This window comes from Nocardia brasiliensis ATCC 700358, from assembly GCF_000250675.2.
In the GTDB taxonomy this organism is placed as follows: domain Bacteria; phylum Actinomycetota; class Actinomycetes; order Mycobacteriales; family Mycobacteriaceae; genus Nocardia; species Nocardia brasiliensis_B.
Genome location: NC_018681.1, coordinates 8730511 through 8751423, shown reverse-complemented (window position 1 = coordinate 8751423; position 20913 = coordinate 8730511). Strand labels below are relative to the sequence as shown.

Genomic DNA, 20913 nt, shown 5'->3' with positions numbered 1-20913 from the left:
GGCAACGCCCCCGCACACCCTGAGGTGCGGGGGCGTTGCTCGTATGATGGGTGAGGTGAATATGGTGCACGGATTGACCGGGATGATCCTGCTCGTGCTGTGGCTTGCGGCGCTAGGCGCGACGATCTTTGCGCTGATTCATGCCGTGCGGCAGCGGCCCGACGCGTTCACCGCGGTAGACAAGCTGACCAAGCCGATCTGGCTGGCCATTCTCGGCGTCGCGGTACTGCTGCTGTTGCTCTCGCCCGCGGGTCTGGGCCTGCTCTCGTTCGCCGCGATCATCGCGACCGGCGTCTACCTGGCCGATGTGCGGCCGAAGGTGGACGAGATCCAGCGCGGTCCGCGCTGGTGAGCCTGCGCGGCAGCGCCGCGATTATCGCCGGTCGAGCAGTTCCGGCCGCGAATAATCGATAACTTTTTGCGTGCTTGCACTAGCAAGCGGCACGAATCGGAGTTACTGTATCGAGCAGTAACACAAAGGAGTGTCCGATGCGTGCAATGCTGCCGTCTGCGTTGGCGAACTTCCCGGGACAGATTCGGGGGGCGCTCGACGCACACCGTGCGAGCCTGCGTTCGCGTACCTACGCGACCGCGGCGTTCAACCCGCCGACCGTCCCGCACGAGGAGATCCCCGTCGTCACCCGCGACGGCGCCCGCCTGCGGGTGCTCGCCTACGGCGCCGCCGATCGCCCGGTCGTCGTGCTGGTGCACGGGTGGACCTGCAGCATCGAATACTGGAACGCCCAGATCAACGCTTTCGCCGGCGAGTACCGGGTGATCGCCTTCGACCTGCGCAGCCACGGCGAGAGCGAACCCGGCTCCAGCCCGCTGACCATGGACCTGCTCGCCGACGACCTGGCCGACGTGCTCGACGCGGCCCTGCGGCCCGGCCAGCGGGCCGTGCTGGTCGGCCACAGCCTCGGCGGCATGACCCTGCAAGCCTGGGCCGGGCGCTACCCCGAGCGCGTCGCCAAGCAGGCACTCGCGGTGCTGCTGAACAACAGCGCGCCCGACCGGCTGGTCCTCGAGACCACCGTGGTGCCGCTGCTGAACCGTCCCATGCGGCTGTTGCAATTGAAGGTGCCGCTGCCGTTCCTGCTCGGCAGCCTCGGCCTCGGCACGCCGATCGTCTTCCCGCCCGTCGCGCCGGTGCGCTGGCTGTTCGCGCGCCAGGTGATGAGCACCGCGGCCAAGGGCGACGTGCTCGACTACGGCATGAACATCGTGCGCGGCTGCCGCGCCTCGGTCCGGGCCGAGTTCGGCAAGCTGCTCGCGCACATGGACGTCGGGGAATCCGCGCGCAACCTGGTGGTGCCGACCACCGTGATCGCGGGCGAGTTCGACGACCTGACCCCGGTGGTGCATTCGGAGCGCATCGCCGAAATGGTCCGGGAGACCGGCACACTGGCGCGGTACGTGGTGCTGCCCACCGGCCATCTGGGCAACGTCGAGGCCTACGAGAAGTTCAACGACGAACTGCGCCACATCCTCGAATCCGCGCGCCAGCGCGTCGAACTCGCGGGCTGAGCGGTCTTCGTCAGCTGAAGACGACGGTGCGCTTGCCGTGCACCAGGACTCGTCCCTCCAGGTGCCAGCGCAGTCCGCGGGCCAGCACGACCCGTTCGATATCGCGACCCTGCCGGACCATGTCGCGCACGTCGTCGGCGTGATCGATGCGGCTGACGTCCTGCTCGATGATCGGGCCCGCGTCCAGTTCCGCCGTGACGTAGTGGCAGGTGGCGCCGATCAGCTTCACCCCGCGCGCGAAGGCCTGGTGATACGGGCGGGCGCCGACGAAGGACGGCAGGAAGCTGTGGTGGATATTGATCGCCTTGCCCGCCCAGTGCGCGCACAGCTCCGGCGGCAGCACCTGCATGAACCGGGCCAGCACCACCGCGTCCGGATCGTGCGCGTCGACCAGCGCGCGTACTTCCGCGAACGCCGGTCCGCGTTCGGCCGGGTCCTTCGGGAACGGCACGTGATGGAACTTCACGCCGTGCGCTTCGGTCAGCTCGGCCAGATCGGGATGATTGCCGATCACCGCCTCGATCGTCGCGGGTAGTTCGCCGCTCACCGCGCGCCCCAGCAGATCGTGCAGGCAGTGGCCGTCCTTGCTGACCAGCAGCACGGCCCGGCGGCGGGCACCCGAATCGAGCAATTGCCACTCGGTCTCGGTCCCGAGTTGCGCGGCCACTCCGGCGAACCGGTCCCGTAACTCCGCGAGCCCGAACGGCACCGTCGCGGCCTTGATCGCCTGCCGGGTGAAGAACCAGCCGGTGTCGGTATCCGAGTGGTACCCCGCCTCCACGATCGACCCGCCGAACCCGGCGATGAACGAGGTGATCCCGGCGATGATGCCCGGGCGGTCCGGGCAGCCGAGGGTCAGCACGAACCGGCGGTCATCGGAGGTGGCGAGGGTGGAACTCATCCCTTGATGCTATTGCCGCGTGGTCGCGGCACAGCGCGCCGGGGCGGCCGCACTGTGCGGTGACCTGGTCGGCACCGGGCGGGTCAGAGCTCGTAGAAGGGTTCCGGGTAGCGGAATTCGCCGGTGATCTGCGAGTCGTAGGCACTGAGCGGGCGGACCTGGAAGTGCGAGACCCAGGACGGGTCGTCGGGGGTGATGCCGAGCCGGGCGGCGGGCACGAAGCCGAAGCGCGGGTAGTAGTCCAGGTGGCCGAGCAGACAGACCAGTGGTTCGTCGAGCGCGTCGGCGGCGCCGAGGACGGCGTGCATCAGCGCCCCGCCCACGCCGCTGCCCTGATGCTCGGCGAGTACGCCGATCGGGCCCAGGGCCAGCGCCGGGAACGGGCCGACCGCGGCCCTGGTCAGGCAGACGTGCCCGACCACGGTGTCGTACTCCACCGCGACCATCGAGAGGGTGGGTATCCAGCCCGCATCGCTGCGCAGCCGGGCGACCAGGTCGACCTCGGGCGGTTCGGCGTCCGGCGGTGCAGCCGGGTCCGCGGCCTGCGGTCCGAACGCACTGCGATGGACGGCCGCAATCGCCGCGATGTCGTCGGCGCGTTCGCGACGGATCAGCACGGTGTTGTCTCCTCCCGAACCAAGTAGAGCCCCATCCGCACACGTTAACCAGTCGGCCGCCGCGTCACTACCGTCGATCCGGCACCAGTACGAGTGTGCGGGAAGTGTCGCCAGGCGCGCAACGGAATTCGCCACCGGTGTGCCAGACTCTCGGGCCATGGCTAGTTCCGCGTCACCGACCAGGGCCGAAGTGGCCGCCATGATCGATCACACGCTGCTGGCGCCGGGGGCGACCCCCGCCGACGTCACCGCGCTGATCGACGAAGCCCGCGCACTGGGGGTGCTGGCGATCTGCGTGTCACCCTCGATGCTGCCGGTACGGGCACCGGGGCTGGTGCTGGCCACCGTCGCGGGATTCCCTTCGGGCAAACACCATTCGCTGGTCAAGGGCGCGGAGGCGCGACTGGCCGTGGATCAGGGCGCAGCCGAGGTGGACATGGTGATCGACGTCGGCGCCGCGCTGGCGGGCGAATACAACGCGGTGCTCGCCGATATCGTCACGGTGCGCGAGGCGATCGGCGACCGGGCGGTGCTGAAGGTGATCATCGAGGCGGCCGTGCTGCCGGACGCCGCGATCGTCGAGGTGTGCCGCGCCGCCGAACGCGCCGGTGCGGATTTCGTGAAGACCTCCACCGGCTTTCATCCCGCGGGCGGCGCCAGTGTGCACGCCGTCGAACTGATGGCGGCGACCGTGGGCGGGCGGCTCGGCGTCAAGGCGAGCGGCGGTATCCGCACCGCCGAGGCCGCGGCGGCGCTGATCGCGGCGGGCGCGACGCGACTCGGATTGTCGAAATCGCGCGAAGTGCTGGAAGGCTTTTCGGCCTGAGCAGGCCGCGGGCGGCCGAGTGCCAGGCGATTTCAGCCCGCAGCGGGTAGGAGTCGTTGGCGCTCGGCCGCTTTCGTCCGGTTATGTGCAGGTGGCGTTGCTGTCACCGGTCGCGGCCGGCAGTTCGGCGCGGGTGCCGGTGAGCTTGACCGCGATGCCGTTGTCGGTGACCTTCACCTCGGTCGGCTGCATGTTGTACGGGTAGCTCTGCAGGCTCTGGGTGAACACCTCGACGATGCCCTGCACCAGGTCCGTCGGCAGGCCCATGCCGAGCAGCTGGGCCGACATCGTCTCCACCTCGATGACGCCGTTCTTGATCACCGGCTTCACCTGCAGCTGGGCCAGCCCGCCGAGCACGTCCAGCGACAGCATGTCCGAACTCGGCGTCGACCGGACGCCGCTGACCAGGTTGCCCAGCGTCTGCCGGATGCCGTCGTTGCTCCAGGTGACCTCGGCCGACGAACTGCCGATGGCGCCGCCGCCGCGCCCGTTGTCCACGACCTCGACATCGTGGAATTCGGCGTGCACCACCATGCCGACCGCGGGACCGAACTTGGTGTCGTCACTGTCCACTGTCACAGTGGGCACCTTGCCGTCGATCCAGGTGATCAGCATCGGTTTGATGCCGAAGCCGACATCGATCTTCGACCCCATCTCCTTCTCGAATTGTGTACTGATGCAGCGGGACACGGTGTGCCGGGCGTACGCTTCGCCGCCGACCAGCACCGTGGCCAGCAGGATCGCCACCACGGTCAGGGCGATCAGCAGGGTCCGCCGGTTGATCGTCGAGCTGGACGGAGACTTGGTATTCATGCGGCCGATTCTTCCGCACATTTCTGTGCCGTCTCTGAGGGGTCTTTGAGGGCTTCGATTGTGACATCTGACACAAGAATCGGGCGTAGCCTGATGCACATGGCTGGCGATGCGGTGGGCCGCGCTCTCGGATCCGCGGAACACGGCTGGCGTGTGCTGCGCAGATTGGCCGGCCGGCATGCCGGTTTCTTCACCACCAGGCAGGTGTTGCGCACCGGATGCGAGGCGCAGGTCCGCGCCGGTCTCGGGGCGGGCACCGTGACCAGGGCCGGGGTCGGCATGCTGCGGCTGGCCGAATGGCCGACCGGCCCGCTCGACGAATACGCCATGTGGGCGGCCTGGTTCGACGGGGCCGCCGCGGTCTCCCACCACAGCGCGGCCGACCTGCACGGCATCGGCCGGCTGCGGCCCCGGTTCCTGCATCTGTCGGTGGGGGCGGGCCGCCCGCCGGTGACGCCGCGGCTGGTGGTGCTGCGCCGCTCGCTGATCGGCGCGGAGATCGAGTCCGCGGGGCCCTTCCTGGTCACCACGCCGCTGCGCACGGTGCTCGACCTCGCCGAAAGCGATATCGGCCAGACCGCCCTGGACGAGGTGATCGGCGACGCCGTCGCCATCAGCCGCTGCACCGGTGACGAAATACGTTCGGCCAGTGCGCAGTTGACGCCCCGAGCGGTGGAAAGGGTACGCCGCGCGCTGTCCGGCGCGTAGCGGATCGCGGTGACCCGCTGTCGGTCAGGCGATTCCGGGGTTCGGTGTGACCGTTTCCCACGGGACGGAGAGTACGCAATCGCGCAGGCGGCGTCGATACACCCGCACCGGAAACCCTTCTCGGCGTAGCGATTCGGCGGCGGCGCGCCAGCGCACCCGCGGACCGTACGGTGCCAGGGGCGCGGCGTGCGCCCACGCGCGGTCGGCCGCGGTGAGCAGGGCGTGGATCGGCTCGCCCGGAATATTGCGGTGGATCAACGCTTTCGGCAGACGTTCGGCGATATCGGACGGCTGCTCGACGGTGAACGGATCCCACGCCAAGGTGAGCGAACGCGGCCCGGAGCGGTCCAGCAGCACCCAGGCGCACCGGCGGCCCAGCTCGTCACAGGTGCCGTCGACGAGCAGGCCGTCCGGCGCCAGACCGGACCGGATGGTCGCCCACGCCTCGGGCACCGCCGCCTCCGGGTACTGCCGCAGCACATTGAACGCCCGCACCAGAACCGGTCGCAGCCCGGCCAATTCGAACCCGCCGCGGGCGAAGGTGACGCCGTCCCGGCCGGGCACCACCCGCTCCGGATCGATCTCCAGCCCGACCACCCGGACATCGGGGCGCACCGTACGCAACCGTGTCGCCAGCTCCAGCGTGGTCCACGGGCTCGCCCCGTAGCCGAGATCGACCACCAGCGGATCGGGGGCGGCCAGCAGCCGGGCGGTGACCAGGTCGTCGTGCACCAGCCAGCGGTCGCTGCGGCGCAGCCGATTCACCCCGGTGGTGCCGCGGGTGATGGTGCCGAGCGGTTTGCTCAGCTGGTCGGGTGATTTTCGTCGAGCCACTGCACCGTGAATTCGGCCTCGGCGCGGAACAGGTCCACCAGGTTCACCAGCATCAACTGCTCCAGGCGCGGACCGACCATCGGAATGAACACCTTCGCCTCCGAGGAGAAGCGCATGGTGCAGCCGGTGTCGGTAGGGAACAACCGGATGGTGCCGCCCAGGCTGCCCGGCCCCGCCGGAATGCTGGCCGAGAACTTGCCGACGATCTCCTCGTCGCCGAACGGACCCCAGCTCTCCTTGCGGGTGATCACCATGTCCTTGCGCATCACGGCCTGCGCGATCTCCGGCAGCATCTCGCGCGGCAGAATGTGGTGCAGCACGATATCGATCCCGCTGTCACCGGCCTCGAGCGAGGCGACCTCGTTACCCGGCGAGTACTTCAGCATCTCCGCCATCCGCGCGTCCCAATAGTCGCGGTTCGACAGCGCCGCATACAGCTCTTTGGTCGTGTGCAGCGGGTAGCGAGCGGAGTAATCCAGTCGACGGGCCATGAGGCGACAGATTACTGTGTTGGATTTGCGGCGCCTGCGGCGCCGCGGCGTTCGCGGCCGCGAACGGTCGCTCGTAAGACTCGCTCCGTGGTGGTTCTGTCCGGCGGTGAGGGGGCGGTCGCTCGTAAGACTCGCTCCGTGGGGTGCTGTCTGGCGGTGAAGGGGCGGTCGCTCGTAGGACTCGCTTCGTGGAGTGCTGTTCGGCGGTGAGGGGCGGTCGCTCGTAAGACTCGCTCCGTGGTGGGAGCGTTGGGGAGTCGAGGTCGCGCCGTCGACTCCACGCTCTTGTTGGGCGCGGTCCAGCGCCAATGATCTTGCGGCCGTTGCGAACCGTGTCGATCAGTGCGAGGCGAGCCAGGTGTTGGTGAACTCTTCTTCGTTCTTCAGGACCTCGGTGAGGTGTTCGGCGATCGCGTTCTCGATCTTGCCGCCGAACAGCGGGATCTTGACCTCGATGGTGCCGTTGGCGGCGGCGGTGGAGCCCGCGCCGTCATCGACGAGGGTGATGGTGCCGCGCACCTCGGCGGGCGCGCCCTCGACGGTGGCCTGGAAGGTGGCGTTGTCGCCGGTCCAGGTCTCGACGCGGGGGATGATCAGGTCGCCGGGGCGCACCGCGGTGATCGCGGCGGGCAGCAGTTCGGCGGCGATGGCCTGCACCAGGTGGATGCGGATCTGGTCGCCGTCGACGGTCACCGAGTCGAGCCGGGCGTTCGGCCCGCCGACCTCGGCGACGCGGTCTTTCCAGTACTGGTCGTTCGCGAAGGCCGCGCGCACGGCGGCAGCGGGGTGCGAGTAGCGGGCCGTGTACGCCAGCGGTGTAGCCATGGTCGGACACGCTACCGTCTGCCTGTGCGAACTTCACGTGTGGTGCCGTCGGATGTGCTGGCTGCCACGGGCGCTCGGATCCGCGCCGCGGTGCCGTTGGCAGAGCTGACCACGCTCCGAGTGGGCGGGCCCGCCACGGTCGCCGAATGCCACAGCACCGACTCGCTGGTCGCGACGGTGCAAGCGCTCGACTCGGCGGGCGTTCCGGTGCTGCTGCTCGCGGGCGGCTCCAACCTGCTGATCAGCGACGCGGGCTTCGACGGCGTGGTGGTGCGGGTCGCCACCGACGGCGTCGAGCTGGGCGCGGACGGCGTGGTCGCCGAGGCGGGCGCGAACTGGGACGCGGTGGTGGCGGCGACGGTCGCGGCGGGCCTCGGCGGGCTCGAATGTCTGTCCGGCATCCCGGGTTCGGCGGGCGCGACCCCGGTGCAGAATGTCGGCGCCTACGGGGCCGAGGTGGCGCAGCTGCTGCGCCGGGTCCAGCTGCTGGATCGGGCGAGCGGCGCGATCCGCTGGGCCGAGCCCGGCGAACTCGGCTTCGGCTACCGCACCAGCGTGCTCAAGCACCGTGACGACGCCGTGGTGCTCGCGGTCGATTTCGCGCTCGACCCGAAGGGTATGAGCGCGCCGCTGCGTTTCGGCGAGCTGGCGACCCGGCTGGGCGCAGCCGACGGCGAGTCCCGCCCGGCGGCCGAGGTTCGCGACGCGGTGCTGGGCCTGCGGGCGGGCAAGGGCATGGTGCTCGATCCGGCGGATCACGACACCTGGAGTGCCGGTTCCTTCTTCACCAATCCGGTGGTCGCCGCCGACCGGGTGCCCGCGGTGCGCGCCGCGATCGCGGCGCATGTGGGTGAGGTCACGGTGCCGACTTATCCGGCGCCCGACGGCGTCAAGTTCTCCGCGGGCTGGCTCATCGAACGGGCCGGGTTCGCGAAGGGTTTCCCGGGCTCCGGCGCACCGGCCCGGCTGTCCACGAAACACACACTCGCGCTGACGAATCGGGGCGCGGCGACCGCTACGGATCTGGTGGCGCTGGCCCGGACCGTGCGCGACGGCGTGGCCGAACGGTTCGGCATCCGCCTGGAGCCGGAGCCGGTCACGGTAGGCGTCGCGCTGTGATGCGATGAAACGGACACCACACGCTTCGCTGGACAGTCGACCGAATCGGCCCGCGTAAATTCGAAGAAGTGAACAACCGTCCAGTGATCCGCAGACCGGTCGCCGCCGTGTCGGCCGTGCTGTTCGTCGTGGTCGCCCTGGTGGCCGGATGCACCGGCGACAACGGCGGCAGCAAGAACGCGGCGCGCGACCCCGGCCCGGTCGCCAAGGTCGCCCTGGCGCCGGAGAACGACGCCAAGAGCGTCAACCCGACCGCGCCGGTCTCGGTCACCATCACCGACGGGACGATCGATCAGGTCGCGCTCACGAATGCGAGCGGCAAACAGGTCGCGGGCGAATTCTCGCCGGACAAGCGCAGCTACAAGATCACCGAGGCGCTCGGCTACGACGCGACCTACACCTGGTCGGGCACCGCGATCGGCACCGACCGCAAGCCGATCCCGATCGACGGCAAGTTCAGCACGCTCGCGCCGAAGAACACCGTCCCGGCGACCATCAATATCGCCGACAACCAGGAGGTCGGCATCGCCGCGCCGATCATCCTGCAGTTCAAGGCGCCGGTGCAGAACAAGGCCGCGGTGGAGAAGGCGCTGAGCATCACCACCGATCCGCCCACCGAGGGCGCGTGGGCCTGGTTCCCCGACGACAACGGCTCGCGCGTGCACTGGCGGCCGAAGGACTACTGGACGCCGGGCACCACGGTGCAGGTTTCGGCGAAGCTGTACGGGCTCGACCTCGGCGGCGGCAATTACGGCTACACCGACCTGACCACGGATTTCCGGATCGGCCGCAGCCAGATCGTGAAGGCCAACGCGCCGAGCCACCGCATGCAGGTGGTCCGCGACGGCAAGACCGTGTTCGATTTCGCGGTCAGCTACGGCGAGGGCAACGAGCCGCGCAACGTGACCCGCTCGGGCCTGCACGTGGTCACCGAGAAGTACGAAGACTTCATGATGTCGAATCCGCCGTTCTACACCAACGTGCGCGAACGCTGGGCGGTGCGCATCTCCAACAACGGCGAATTCATCCACGCCAACCCGGAATCGCTGTCCGCGCAAGGGTCTTCGAACGTCACCAACGGCTGCATCAACCTCTCGCCCGCCGACGCGCAGGCCTACTTCCCGACGGCGCTCTACGGCGACCCGGTCGAGGTCACCGGCACCTCGATCCCGCTCTCCGCCGCCGACGGCGACCTCTACGACTGGACCATCGACTGGGCAACCTGGAAAACCATGTCCGCCCTGGACGGCTCGACCTCGGTCGTTTCGGCTACCCCGGTCGCGCCCGGCCCGCCGCGCTGACCGAACGCGGTCAGCGCCGCCCCGCGGTCTCGCCGTCGACCTCGGCTTCGACGGCGCGATCGGCCGCGCGCTGTTTGCGGACCTCGTCGTGGCGTTCGGCGAGCAGGTCGCGGATCTCGATGAGCAGCTCGGTCTCGGTGGGCTCGGCGGCTTTGCTGGTGCCGAACCGGTTCTTGATCGTCTTCATCGGCACCATCAGCACGAAGTAGAGCACCGCGGCGACGACGACGAAGTTGATGAAGGCCGTGATGATCGGGCCGATCTGAATGAACGTCGCAGGTTTGCTGGAGATCAACTGGACGCCTAGTCCCAGCTCATTCGTGCTGCCGAAAACGGCGAGCAGGGGGTTGATGACGCCCTTGGTCACCGAGGTGACCACCGTGGTGAACGCGGTGCCCATCACCACGGCGACGGCAAGGTCGATGACGTTCCCGCGCATCAGGAACTCTTTGAACCCCTTGAGCATGAGGCGAACAACTCCGATCTGAGTGAGCTGGCAGTCGAAGTCCCGATGCTAACGGCAGCGCCCGACCGGCGTCGGCCGGGCAATTCCCCAGCGAACGCCGAACGCGCCGTGAGTTATTCGAATCGGCTATCGCATTCAGTCGCGCCGGGCGAAGCGTCCGGCGTCGGCCTGATCACGCGGTTTGACGATGATCTGGTCGAGGTTCACATGCGACGGACGCGAGGCGACGAAGCCGACGATCTCGGCGATGTCCTGTGCGACCAGCGGGTCGATGCCCTGGTAGACCTTGGCCGCGCGGTCCGCGTCGCCGTCGAAGCGCACCAGGGAGAACTCGGTTTCCACTGCGCCGGGCGCGATTTCGGTGAGCCGCACCGGCTGGCCGAGCAGCTCGCCGCGCAGCGTGCGATGCAGTACCGCCTGTGCGTGCTTGGCCGAGGTGTAGCCCGAGCCGTTGTCGTAGGCGACGAACGCGGCGACCGAGGTGATGGTGACGATGAGACCGTCGCCCGAGGCGATCAGCTTGGGCAGCAGCGCCTTGGTCAGGCGCAGGGTGCCGAGCACGTTGGTCTCCCACATCCAGCGCCAGTCGTCGAGATCGGCGTCGGCGACCGTGGCCATGCCCTTGGCGCCGCCGGCGTTGTTGACCAGCACGTCGGCCCGCTCGATCGCGTCGGTGAAGGCCCGCACCGACTCGTCCGAGGTGACGTCGAGTTCCAGTGCGGTGCCGCCGATCTCGTCGGCGACGCGCTGCAGGCGGTCCAGCCTGCGGGCGCCGACCACCACGTGGTAGCCCTGTTTCGCCAGTTCCCGGGCGGTGGCCTCACCGATCCCCGAGCTGGCTCCGGTGACGACGGCGGTGCGGTTGCTCATGGGATCAGATCCTAGGGGCCGGGCCGAAGACCGGCGCTGGGGTAGTAGTGGGGATCACCGTTAGCCTGAGCCGCATGGCATTACGGGACGTGGTGAGCGCGGACGGCACGAACATCGTCTATCGGGTCAGCGGCCCGGCGGGCGCGCGGTCGTTGCTGCTCCTGCACGGCTGGTCGGCCAACCTGCTCTGCTGGGGCCGGGCCGCGGACGAACTCGCGACGCACTACCGGGTGATCGCCGTCGACCTGCGCGGGCACGGCTACTCCGACGCACCGGCGGCCGGCTATGACGATCCGAAGAACTGGGCCGCCGATATCGCGGCCGTGCTGGCGGCCGAGCGCATCGATACCGGCGCGGTCCTGCTCGGCTGGTCCTACGGCGGCATCGTGCTCAGCGACTACCTCACCGCGTACGGCACCGGCGCGCTCGCGGGCGTGATCTACACGGGTTCGACGGCCAATCTCGGTCGCGGCGTGCCGGGCGCCGCGGTCGGCACCGCGATGCAGGCCGCGATGCCCGGCGTCTTCGAGGAGAGCGCGGGGCGCGCGGTGAAGGCGTTCGGCGCGTTCGGCAATGCCAACACCGGCCCGGGCGCGGACAAGGGCGCCGATGCCCAGCGGTTGTTCGGCGCGAGCCTGGCCACCGTGCCCGCGGTGCGCAAAGCGCTGTTCTATCGCACCGTCGACAACACCGAAACCCTACGGGCACTTGATATTCCGGTGCTGGTCCTGCACGGCACCGCGGACCCGGTGGTGCCGATCGAGAACGGCCGCTACATCGCCGACACGGTGCCCGACGCGCGCACCTCGTACTGGGAGGGTGCCCAGCACGGCTTGTTCATCGAGGACCGGGCGCGCTTCGTGGCCGAGGTGAGTGCGTTTGCCGACGGGCTCTGAGTTCGGCGCTGTTTCCCCAGTGGGAATCCGGTTTGTCCGGACCGTCCGGAGTCGTCGCAGGTAGGCGCGGCGCGGCACTGTGAGCCGGTTCACCGGAAGCTTGTGATAGCTCTCACTTGGCGGGCTGAGGGCTCTGAGCGGGGGAATGCAACGTGCACTATGGGTAGTGTGAGCCAACGCCGCCTGGACCTACGGCCGAACCGTGTCGCCGTCTTGTCGGTGCATACCTCGCCGCTGGCGCAACCCGGTACCGGCGACGCGGGCGGCATGAACGTCTACGTACTGCAGACCGCGTTGCAGCTGGCCCGGCGCGGCACCGAGGTGGAGATCTTCACCCGGGCCACCAGCTCCAATCTCCCACCCGTGCAAGAGGCCGGCCCCGGTGTGCTGGTGCGCAACGTGGTGGCGGGCCCGTTCGAGGGCCTCGACAAACGCGATCTGCCCACCCAGCTGTGCCCGTTCACCGCGGAGGTGCTGCGGCAGGAGGCCAGGCACCAGCCCGGCTACTACGACCTCGTGCACTCGCACTACTGGCTGTCCGGCCAGGTCGGCTGGCTGGCCAGGGACCGCTGGCGGGTGCCGCTGGTGCACACCGCGCACACCCTCGCGGCGGTGAAGAACGCAGCTCTCGCGGAGGGTGACTGTCCGGAGCCGCTGACCCGGGAGATCGGCGAGAAGCAGGTGATCGCCGAGGCGGATCGGCTGGTCGCCAACACCGACGACGAGGCGCGTCAGCTGGTCGAGCTGTACAGCGCCGAACCCGAACGCATCGACGTCGTGCCGCCGGGCGCGGACCTGTCCCGCTATCGGCCCGGCGACAAGGCGGCCGCCCGGGCCGCGCTCGGCCTGGCCGCCGACGAGCAGATCGTCGCGTTCGTCGGGCGCATCCAACCGTTGAAGGCGCCCGACGTGCTGGTCCGCGCCGCCGCCGAGGTGTTGCGCGCCGGGCGCGCACGCAACCTGCGGGTGCTCATCGTCGGCGGGCCCTCGGGCAGCGGCCTGGAGCGACCCGACTCGCTGATCGAACTCGCCGCGGCCCTCGGCATCGCCGATCGCGTCACCTTCCTGCCGCCGCAGCCGCCGGACCGGCTGGTGCTGGTCTATCGGGCCGCGGATCTGGTCGCGGTGCCCAGCTACAACGAATCCTTCGGCCTGGTCGCGATCGAGGCGCAGGCCAGCGGTACGCCGGTGCTGGCCGCCGATGTCGGCGGGCTCGGCACCGCCGTCCGCCACGGCGAGTCCGGGCTGCTCGTGCCCGGCCACCGCACCCCGGACTGGGCGGGCGCGCTCGGCTACCTGCTCGACGATCCCGCGCGGCTGCGCCGGATGAGCGCTCACGCGGTCGAACACGCCGCCAACTTCTCCTGGGAGCACACCGCCGCGGGCCTGCTGACCAGCTACTCCGCCGCGCTGCACGATTTCCGCGCGGAACGGGCCGCGCTGGGCGCGGGACGTCTCGTGCGTGACGACACCCGGGAACGGGTATCCGGTGAACGCATTAGCCTCGACTCCGGTCAGGCCAGATCGCGGGCGCTGTGGCGGCGCCGGATGGGAGCACGTCAGTGAGTGCAGGTGAGCGAGCGACCGAGGTGCAGGCCACCGCGCAGGTGATCGAGGAGACCCTGCGCGATCGGGACATCGAATACAGCCGCTCCGGCGCGGAGACCTTCGTCGTGGTCCTGCCCGGCGAGCGCAAACTGAAGACCACGGTCATGCTCACCGTCGGCAAGCACGGCGTGCGCATCGAGTCGTTCGTCTGCCGCAAGCCGGACGAGAACTTCGAGGGCGTCTACAAGTTCCTGCTGCGGCGCAACCGCAGGCTCTACGGCGTGGCCTACACCCTGGACCGGGTCGGCGACATCTACCTGGTCGGCCGGATCGCCACGCACGCGGTCACCGCCGACGAACTGGACCGGATCTTCGGCCAGACCCTCGAGGCGGTCGACGCCGATTTCAACGTGCTGCTCGAACTCGGTTTCGCCGAATCCATCCGCAAGGAATGGAAGTGGCGCGTCTCGCGCGGGGAATCCCTGAAGAACCTGCGCGCTTTCGAGCATCTGGTGGACGCCGCCGACAAGCCCTGAGTGCCGTCGCTGCGCGATATCCGCAGCCGCACAATGCTTTTCCGGTGCGCGACGTGCCCGCAGAGCTGTTCGGGCCGAAGCCGGCACGATCGGCCGATTCCGGTCCACAGGCCGAATTGGCGCGGATGCGGTGCGACCGTGCCGAGCGCGGGTGACAATCGCTTGTGGTTCCGATCATGAAGGTGGCAGCCCGATGACAGTTCTCGCTCTCGATATCGGCGCGACGAAGTTCGCGGCGGGTATCGCGCAGGCCGACCGGACGGTGGGCGGGGTGCGGCAGGTCCAGGTGCCGGCCGAGGCGGTGTGGGAGGCGTGCCGCGCGCTGCTGCTCGAGGTGGCGGGGGAGACGACGATCACCGCCGTCGGGATCGGCTCGGCCGGGCCGGTGGACACGCGCACCGGCGTCACCAGCCCGCTGAACATCCCGGAATGGAAAGCGGGCTTCCCGATCGTCGCTTCGGTGCAGGAGGTGTTCCCCGGCGCCACGATCCACTTCGCCATCGACGGCGCCTGCCTCGCGCTGGCCGAGCATCACGTCGGCGCGCTGCGCGGGGTGCCGAACGGGTTGGCGCTCACCGTGTCCTCGGGGATCGGCGGCGGGATCATCGCGGACGGACGGGTACTGCTCGGCCGCACCGGCAACGCCGGTCACATCGGTCATATCGTGGTCCCCGGCTGGGACGTGCCCTGCCGGTGCGGCGGTATCGGCTGCGTGGAAGCGGTCGCCAGCGGAATGTCGTCGGTGCGCTGGGCGGTCGAACAGGGCTGGCCCGGTAGTACCGGCGTGCAACTGGCCGAGGACGCGCGCCGGGGCGAGCGGATCGCGCTCGCGGCGCTGCACCGCGCGGGCACCGCGCTCGGTCAGGCGATCGCCTCGGCGTGCGCGCTGCTCGACGTCGACCGGGTGGTGATCGGCGGCGGTTTCGCGCAATCCGGTGCGCCGCTGTGGGATCCGTTGCGCGCGGCGCTGCGCAAGCACGCGCGCCTCGATTTCACCCGGGAGATCAGTGTCGTGCTCTCCGAAGTGACCAACGGCGCCACGCTGGTCGGCGCGGGCGTGCTCGCGGCGGGCCACGCCACCGCCGACGCCGCGGGCTGACCCGGGCCGGGCTCGGACCAGCGGGGGAACGCTGCGACCGGCTCGCCGACCCATGGGAGGATGGGCCCCATGACGTACACCCTCGTGCTGCTGCGCCACGGCGAGAGCGAATGGAATGCCCTGAACCTGTTCACCGGCTGGGTGGACGTGCATCTGACGGACAAGGGCATCGCCGAGGGCAAACGCGCGGGAGAACTGCTCGCCGAGCACGGCATCCTGCCCGATATCGTCTACACCTCGCTGCTGCGCCGCGCGATCAACACCGCGAACATCGCGCTGGACGCCGCCGATCGGCACTGGATTCCGGTGGTGCGCGACTGGCGGCTCAACGAGCGCCACTACGGCGCGCTGCAGGGCAAGAACAAGGCGCAGGTCCGGGACAAGTACGGCGACGAGCAGTTCATGCTGTGGCGGCGCAGCTACGACACCCCGCCGCCGCCGATCGACGCGGACGACGAGTACAGCCAGGACGGCGACGCGCGCTACGCGGGTATCGAGGTGCCCAAGACCGAGTGCCTGCTCGACGTGGTGAAGCGGATGATCCCGTACTGGGAGTCGACCATTTCGCAGGATGTGCGCGCGGGCAAGACCGTCCTGGTCGCCGCGCACGGCAACTCGCTGCGCGCGCTGGTCAAGCACCTCGATCAGATCTCGGACGCGGATATCGCGGGTGTGAACATTCCCACCGGCATTCCGCTGCGCTATGAACTCGACGAGAGCCTGCGCCCCACCGGTCCCGGCGTCTACCTCGACCCCGAGGCGGCCGCCGCCGGTGCCGCCGCCGTCGCGAACCAGGGCGGGAAATAGCCGGCAGCTCTCGCACTTGCCACGCGCTGCGTCCGAATCGGGCGCAGCGCGTTGCTGTTTCACGGCGGTGACAGGTCGCTACGGGCTTGCCGGAATGCCGCGGGATGTGCGACAGTCCGTGTCGGCTGAAAGTGTCTTGCGACACATCTATCCGTTGGCTGCCAGTGGGGACTGGCGAGGTAAAACCACTGGGTGGTGAGTGACCGTTCTGGCTCGTGTGGTTCGTGCTAGGTGGCACTGAGCAGGGACTTGGGCGCGACTCGCGCCCACGGGTAGCTATATGTGAACCATAATTCGGAATTGGTTACCTGTTACCCCTTGTCATTACCGACAAGTAGGTATGTACACTTTGGGCGTTCGACCAGTCCGAGAGGTGGATCACGTCCGATGAAGCACGCGTTGCGGGTCACAGTCGCGGCAGTTGCCGCGGCGATGCTCGTCCCCTTCCTCAGCAGCGGCGCCGCCGCCGCGCCGACACCGACGGGTCCCGACGGCGGAGCCGCGGGCGCGGCCTGGGCCGCGGCCCAGGATGGTCCGCAGCAGTACCCGAACATCAACATCCAGTGGGATGTCCCCATCACGATGAGTGACGGAACGGTGTTGAAGGGCAACGTCTATCGCCCCGCCGACGCCGCGGGCCGGCCCATCGACACCCCGACGCCCACGGTCGTGAACCTCACGCCGTACACCAAGCTGGTGTCGAACCTGGCCGACCACGCACAGGCCATCCCCGGCCTGTCCGACGCGCTGTTCGGTCTGCTCCGCTCGATCGATCTCACCGGCACCCCGCTGTCCGGGATCACCGATCTGACAAAGGGTTTCGCCGGCGGCGAGCTGCGCAACTTCACCGTCGACCGGCAGCTGATCCGCAGCGGCTACTCGCAGGTGGTCGTCGACGTGCGCGGCACCGGCTTCTCGCAGGGCACCTGGGACATGCTCCGGCAGCGCGAACAGCAGGACACCGTCGAGGTGATCGACTGGGCCGCGCGCCAGCCCTGGTCCAACGGCCGCATCGGCATGAACGGCATCTCCTACTCCGGCATCAATCAGGTGCAGGCCGCCGAGAAGCATCCGGCGGCGCTGCAGGCGATCTTCCCGGTGGTGCCGGGCAGCGACCTGGTGAACGACGTGCTCGCGCCGGGCGGCGGCTTCGGCTTCAACTTCATCCCGCTGTGGCTCATCGCCATCAACGGGCTCAAGCTGGTGCCCGACCTGGCGTCGGTGCTCAACGGGCAGTTCGACACCCGGTGGCTGGCCGATCGGGTGCAAGATCCGTTGACGTTCATGGACGTGCTGCTCAACGTCTACACCACGGCGAAGATCGATGACCTCGATCCGCGCGCCAAGGAGCTGCTGACCTCCGGTTCCCGGCCGCGCGAGGGCTGGCTGGGCGATCCGAGCCGGGTCGACATCCCGACCTTCGTCACCGGTGGCTGGCACGACCTGTTCACCTATTCGGAATCGAAGATCTACAACGAGATTCCGCTGCCCGCGGGTCAGAAGCAGCTGCTGATGGGCAACACGTATCACGTCAATTCCGGCAACGAGTACGCCAAGCCGGGTCTGCCGCCGCGACTGGACGTGCTGCAGCGCGCGTGGTTCGACAAGTGGCTCAAGGACATCGACAACGGCATCGATCAGTACGGCCCGATCACGCTGCGCCAGCAGGGCGGCGGCTGGATCACCACCGACACCTTTGCCGCGCCGACCGAGGCGGCGAACCCGAGCGCGCAGGAGCCTGCGTATCGGCGGATGTACCTGTCCGCCAACCCCAGTGGCACCGCGAGCAGTGCCTACGACGGCTCACTGACGGCGGAGGCGAACGGTGACACCGCCCGGCTCACCGTCGGGCCGGGCCTGAGCACCCTGTGCTCGAACGACGCGGCGCAGGGTAGTGCGGGCATCCTGTCGATCATCGATGGCTGTGCGAAGGACTCGCGGGTCGCGGAGACGAACGGGCTCACCTTCACCAGTGCCCCGGTCGCCGAGCCGACTGCCATCTCCGGCCGGATCGCGGTGCGGCTCAACACCGTTCAGGACGCCGCCGACGGCTACTGGGTGACCACGATCAACGATGTCGCCCCGGACGGGCAGTCCACCGTGTTGTCCTCGGGTCAGCTCATGGCCTCGCTGCGCGAGGTCGACGAGGCCAACAGCAGCCGCTCCGCCAACGGCGACTACACCGATCCGCGGGCGTTCACCTCGCTGGACCGGCGGCAGCCGACGGTGCCCGGCGAGGCGACCACCCTGGATATCGCGTTGCCGGCCACCGAAGCGATTCTGCAACCCGGCCACCGGCTGCGGATCGACGTCTTCGCGGGCAACTTCCCGAAGGGTCTGCCGATCCTGCCGATGCTGCTCGACACCGGCTTCAAGCCGCAGCACGTGCAGCTCGATCCGAATCGGCCGAGCTTCGTGAACGTTCCGGTGCGCGGCAACCCGCGCTGGTAATCGCGACCGAAGATCCGAAAAGAGCGCCTTCGCTTCGAAAATTTCGAGCGGGGGCGCTCTTTCGTCGGTCGACAACGTGTCAGTCCGCCGGGCGCGCCTTTGTGACCATGCACGAAGTTTCGTGATTTCGCTCCGCAGACCGGTCGGTACCTGCTTCCCTCCCCTAGTTAGAGAGCATTCGTTCCCCTAAGAGAGTGGATTCAATGAGGTATGCGCTCCGAACCGCGGCGGTGACCGTCGCGGCGGTGGCCTTGGCCCCCTTCCTTTCGCCCTCGGCCACCGCGAGCCCGGCCGGCCCGGACGGTGGAGCGACCGGTGCGGCCTGGGCCGCGACCGAGGACGGCCCGCAGCAGTACCCGAATGTGTTCATCGAATGGGACGTCCCGATCACCATGAGCGACGGCACGGTGCTCAAGGGGAACGTCTACCACCCAGCCGACGCTGCCGGACAACCGATCTCGGCACCGACGCCGACCATCGTCAACCTGACGCCCTACACCAAGCTCGGCTCGATGATCGCCGACAGCATGATCTCGATCCCGTGGCTGTCGGACGCGGTGATGCAGGTGGCGCGCGACGTCGACCTCTCCGGCACACCGTTTTCCGGCGTCACCGACCTGACCAAGGCGCTCGGCGGCGGTCTGCTGCGCAACTTCTCGGTGGACCGGCAGCTGATCAAGAGCGGCTACACCCAGGTCGTGGTCGATGTCCGGGGAACCGGCTTCTCCCAGGGCATCTGGGATCTGCTGCGCGAACGCGAGCAGCAGGACAGCGTCGAGGTGATCGACTGGGCGTCGCGCCAGCCGTGGTCGACCGGTGACATCGGCATGAACGGCGTCTCCTACTCCGGACTCAACCAACTACAAGCGGGCGCCAAGAACCCGCCCGCGCTGAAGGCGCTCTTCCCGGTGGTGCCGAGCCGGAACCCGTTCCGCGACTTGGTCGCACCCGGCGGCGGTATCGGCATCACCTTCATGCCCGCCTGGCTGCTCGCGGTGAACGGCGGCAAGCTGGTGCCCGACCTGGCGGCGGCGCTGCGCGGACAGTTCGACAACAAGTGGTTGATGGACCGGCTCGCGGATCCGTTCACCTTCATCGATGCGCTGGTGAACATCTTGATCACGCCGGAGATCGACCAGCTCGATCCCAAGGTGCAGACCCTGCTGCACTCGGACAGCTCGTTCCGGCAGGCCTGGGAGAACGACCCGAGCCGAATCACCGTGCCCACCTTCGTGACCGGCGGCTGGCACGACGTGTTCGTCAACTCACAGGCCGACGTGTACCGGCGGCTCGAGCTGCCGCCGGGCCAGAAGCAACTGCTCGTCGGCGACGGCTACCACATCAGCAACGGCAACGAGTCCGGCAAACCCGGCCTGCCGCCGCGGATGGACGTGCTGCAGCGCGCGTGGTTCGACAAGTGGCTCAAGGGAATCGACAACGGGATCGACGAATTCGGCCCGGTGACACTGAAGCAGCAGGGTGGCGGGTGGATCACCGCGCCCGCCTTCCCGCAGCCCGGCGCCGAGCATCGGCGGATGTATCTTTCCGCCGCGGCGAGCGGGGCCGGTGCCGGCGTGCACGACGGTTCGCTCTACACCCAGCCGAGCCCGGGTGTCGATCGGCTCACCGTCGCACCGGGTTTGACCGGTCTGTGCTCGCGTGACATGGCGCAGGAGAGCGCGGGCGTCACCTCGATCATCGACGGCTGCAGCAAGGACGCGCGGATCCAGGAACTCAACGCGCTGACCTTCACCAGCGCCCCGGTCGCGGAGCCGACCAGCATCTCCGGCCCGATCGCGGTCCGGCTCAACACGGTGCACGACGCCACCGACGGCTACTGGAACGTCACGGTGAACGATGTGGGCCCCGACGGTTATTCGACGGTGCTGTCCTCGGGCCAGCTGGTGTCCTCGCTGCGCGCCATCGACGACGCGCGCAGCACCCGTTCGGCCAACGGCGATTACACCGACCCGGTGCCCGACCTGTCGCTGGACACCAGACAGCCGCTGGTGCCGGGCGAGCCGACGGCACTGGACATTTCGGTGCCCGGCATCGAGGCGGTGCTGCAACCGGGGCACCGGCTGCGCGTCGACGTCTACGCGGGCAACTTCCCGCGCGGTGTGGCGCCGATGCCGCTCGTCGTGGACAGCGAACTGCGGCCGCAGCACCTGTTGCTCGATCCGAATCAGCCGAGTTTCGTGAATATCCCGGTGCGCGGAAATCCGGGCTGGTAAACCGTAACCCGGTCTGAGCGTGCACCTATCGCGCATCGAAGCTC

Annotated in this window: 21 protein-coding genes; 13 read left to right on the top strand and 8 right to left on the bottom strand. The window is 68.9% G+C overall.

Annotation, left to right across the window (positions count from 1 at the left end):
- The first annotated feature begins 61 nt into the window (after positions 1-61).
- Positions 62-352 carry a DUF2516 family protein gene (locus tag O3I_RS39165; protein ID WP_029899737.1) on the top strand — a complete coding sequence of 97 codons (291 nt, stop codon included), beginning with the start codon at positions 62-64 and terminating at the stop codon, positions 350-352.
- Between the two features lie 137 nt (positions 353-489).
- Positions 490-1527, top strand: coding sequence for an alpha/beta fold hydrolase (locus O3I_RS39160; RefSeq protein WP_041563159.1), 1038 nt, complete (start codon positions 490-492; stop codon positions 1525-1527).
- A gap of 10 nt (positions 1528-1537) precedes the next feature.
- Here the strand turns inward: O3I_RS39160 and purU are convergent, their stop codons facing one another.
- Entirely contained in the window at positions 1538-2428 is an 891-nt protein-coding gene (gene purU / locus O3I_RS39155; RefSeq protein WP_014988600.1) for a formyltetrahydrofolate deformylase, read from the bottom strand.
- An 83-nt stretch (positions 2429-2511) separates the two neighbouring features.
- Positions 2512-3045 (bottom strand): GNAT family N-acetyltransferase, encoded by a 534-nt coding sequence (locus O3I_RS39150; RefSeq protein ID WP_014988599.1) that lies wholly within the window; start codon positions 3043-3045, stop codon positions 2512-2514.
- Positions 3046-3202: 157 nt separating this feature from the next.
- Between O3I_RS39150 and deoC the strand changes: the two genes are divergently transcribed.
- Positions 3203-3871 carry a deoxyribose-phosphate aldolase gene (gene deoC / locus O3I_RS39145; RefSeq protein ID WP_041563158.1) on the top strand — a complete coding sequence of 223 codons (669 nt, stop codon included), beginning with the start codon at positions 3203-3205 and terminating at the stop codon, positions 3869-3871.
- Between the two features lie 81 nt (positions 3872-3952).
- Here the strand turns inward: deoC and O3I_RS39140 are convergent, their stop codons facing one another.
- Positions 3953-4684: a DUF2993 domain-containing protein gene (locus O3I_RS39140; RefSeq protein ID WP_014988597.1), complete on the bottom strand. Its 732-nt coding sequence runs from the start codon at positions 4682-4684 to the stop codon at positions 3953-3955.
- 99 nt (positions 4685-4783) lie between these two features.
- Here O3I_RS39140 and O3I_RS39135 point away from each other — a divergent pair, with 99 nt between their 5' ends.
- Positions 4784-5392 carry a hypothetical protein gene (locus tag O3I_RS39135; RefSeq protein ID WP_041564902.1) on the top strand — a complete coding sequence of 203 codons (609 nt, stop codon included), beginning with the start codon at positions 4784-4786 and terminating at the stop codon, positions 5390-5392.
- 24 nt (positions 5393-5416) lie between these two features.
- Here O3I_RS39135 and O3I_RS39130 read toward each other — a convergent pair whose 3' ends face one another.
- The 3 genes from O3I_RS39130 to O3I_RS39120 form a co-directional block, all read right to left on the bottom strand.
- Positions 5417-6226 carry a hypothetical protein gene (locus O3I_RS39130; protein ID WP_014988595.1) on the bottom strand — a complete coding sequence of 270 codons (810 nt, stop codon included), beginning with the start codon at positions 6224-6226 and terminating at the stop codon, positions 5417-5419.
- A complete protein-coding gene (locus O3I_RS39125) occupies positions 6196-6717 on the bottom strand; it encodes a DUF2505 domain-containing protein (RefSeq protein ID WP_014988594.1) in 522 nt (173 codons plus the stop codon). Before O3I_RS39125 ends, O3I_RS39130 begins: the two co-directional genes overlap by 31 nt.
- A gap of 339 nt (positions 6718-7056) precedes the next feature.
- Positions 7057-7542, bottom strand: coding sequence for a DUF2505 domain-containing protein (locus O3I_RS39120; RefSeq protein WP_014988593.1), 486 nt, complete (start codon positions 7540-7542; stop codon positions 7057-7059).
- A gap of 39 nt (positions 7543-7581) precedes the next feature.
- Here O3I_RS39120 and O3I_RS39115 point away from each other — a divergent pair, with 39 nt between their 5' ends.
- Both O3I_RS39115 and O3I_RS39110 read left to right on the top strand, forming a co-directional pair.
- Positions 7582-8661 (top strand): UDP-N-acetylmuramate dehydrogenase, encoded by a 1080-nt coding sequence (locus tag O3I_RS39115; RefSeq protein WP_014988592.1) that lies wholly within the window; start codon positions 7582-7584, stop codon positions 8659-8661.
- Positions 8662-8744: 83 nt separating this feature from the next.
- On the top strand, positions 8745-9962 hold the full coding sequence (locus tag O3I_RS39110; protein WP_014988591.1) for a L,D-transpeptidase: 1218 nt from the start codon (positions 8745-8747) through the stop codon (positions 9960-9962).
- Between the two features lie 10 nt (positions 9963-9972).
- Here O3I_RS39110 and mscL read toward each other — a convergent pair whose 3' ends face one another.
- Positions 9973-10428, bottom strand: coding sequence for a large conductance mechanosensitive channel protein MscL (gene mscL, locus O3I_RS39105; RefSeq protein ID WP_014988590.1), 456 nt, complete (start codon positions 10426-10428; stop codon positions 9973-9975).
- Positions 10429-10563: 135 nt separating this feature from the next.
- Positions 10564-11298 (bottom strand): SDR family NAD(P)-dependent oxidoreductase, encoded by a 735-nt coding sequence (locus tag O3I_RS39100; RefSeq protein ID WP_014988589.1) that lies wholly within the window; start codon positions 11296-11298, stop codon positions 10564-10566.
- Between the two features lie 74 nt (positions 11299-11372).
- Between O3I_RS39100 and O3I_RS39095 the strand changes: the two genes are divergently transcribed.
- From O3I_RS39095 to O3I_RS39065, 7 genes are all read left to right on the top strand, one after another.
- A complete protein-coding gene (locus O3I_RS39095; RefSeq protein WP_041563157.1) occupies positions 11373-12194 on the top strand; it encodes an alpha/beta fold hydrolase in 822 nt (273 codons plus the stop codon).
- A 159-nt stretch (positions 12195-12353) separates the two neighbouring features.
- The gene (gene mshA, locus O3I_RS39090) at positions 12354-13760 is read left to right on the top strand and encodes a D-inositol-3-phosphate glycosyltransferase (RefSeq protein WP_051066844.1); all 1407 of its coding nucleotides are present in this window, start codon (positions 12354-12356) and stop codon (positions 13758-13760) included.
- A gap of 23 nt (positions 13761-13783) precedes the next feature.
- Complete coding sequence (locus tag O3I_RS39085; RefSeq protein ID WP_041564897.1) at positions 13784-14278, top strand: YbjN domain-containing protein; 495 nt, start codon at positions 13784-13786, stop codon at positions 14276-14278.
- Between the two features lie 193 nt (positions 14279-14471).
- Positions 14472-15377: an ROK family protein gene (locus O3I_RS39080; protein WP_014988585.1), complete on the top strand. Its 906-nt coding sequence runs from the start codon at positions 14472-14474 to the stop codon at positions 15375-15377.
- A gap of 69 nt (positions 15378-15446) precedes the next feature.
- Positions 15447-16184: a phosphoglyceromutase gene (locus O3I_RS39075; protein ID WP_014988584.1), complete on the top strand. Its 738-nt coding sequence runs from the start codon at positions 15447-15449 to the stop codon at positions 16182-16184.
- Positions 16185-16571: 387 nt separating this feature from the next.
- On the top strand, positions 16572-18635 hold the full coding sequence (locus O3I_RS39070; protein ID WP_014988583.1) for a CocE/NonD family hydrolase: 2064 nt from the start codon (positions 16572-16574) through the stop codon (positions 18633-18635).
- Positions 18636-18838: 203 nt separating this feature from the next.
- Positions 18839-20869 carry a CocE/NonD family hydrolase gene (locus O3I_RS39065; RefSeq protein ID WP_014988582.1) on the top strand — a complete coding sequence of 677 codons (2031 nt, stop codon included), beginning with the start codon at positions 18839-18841 and terminating at the stop codon, positions 20867-20869.
- Positions 20870-20913 lie beyond the last annotated feature (44 nt).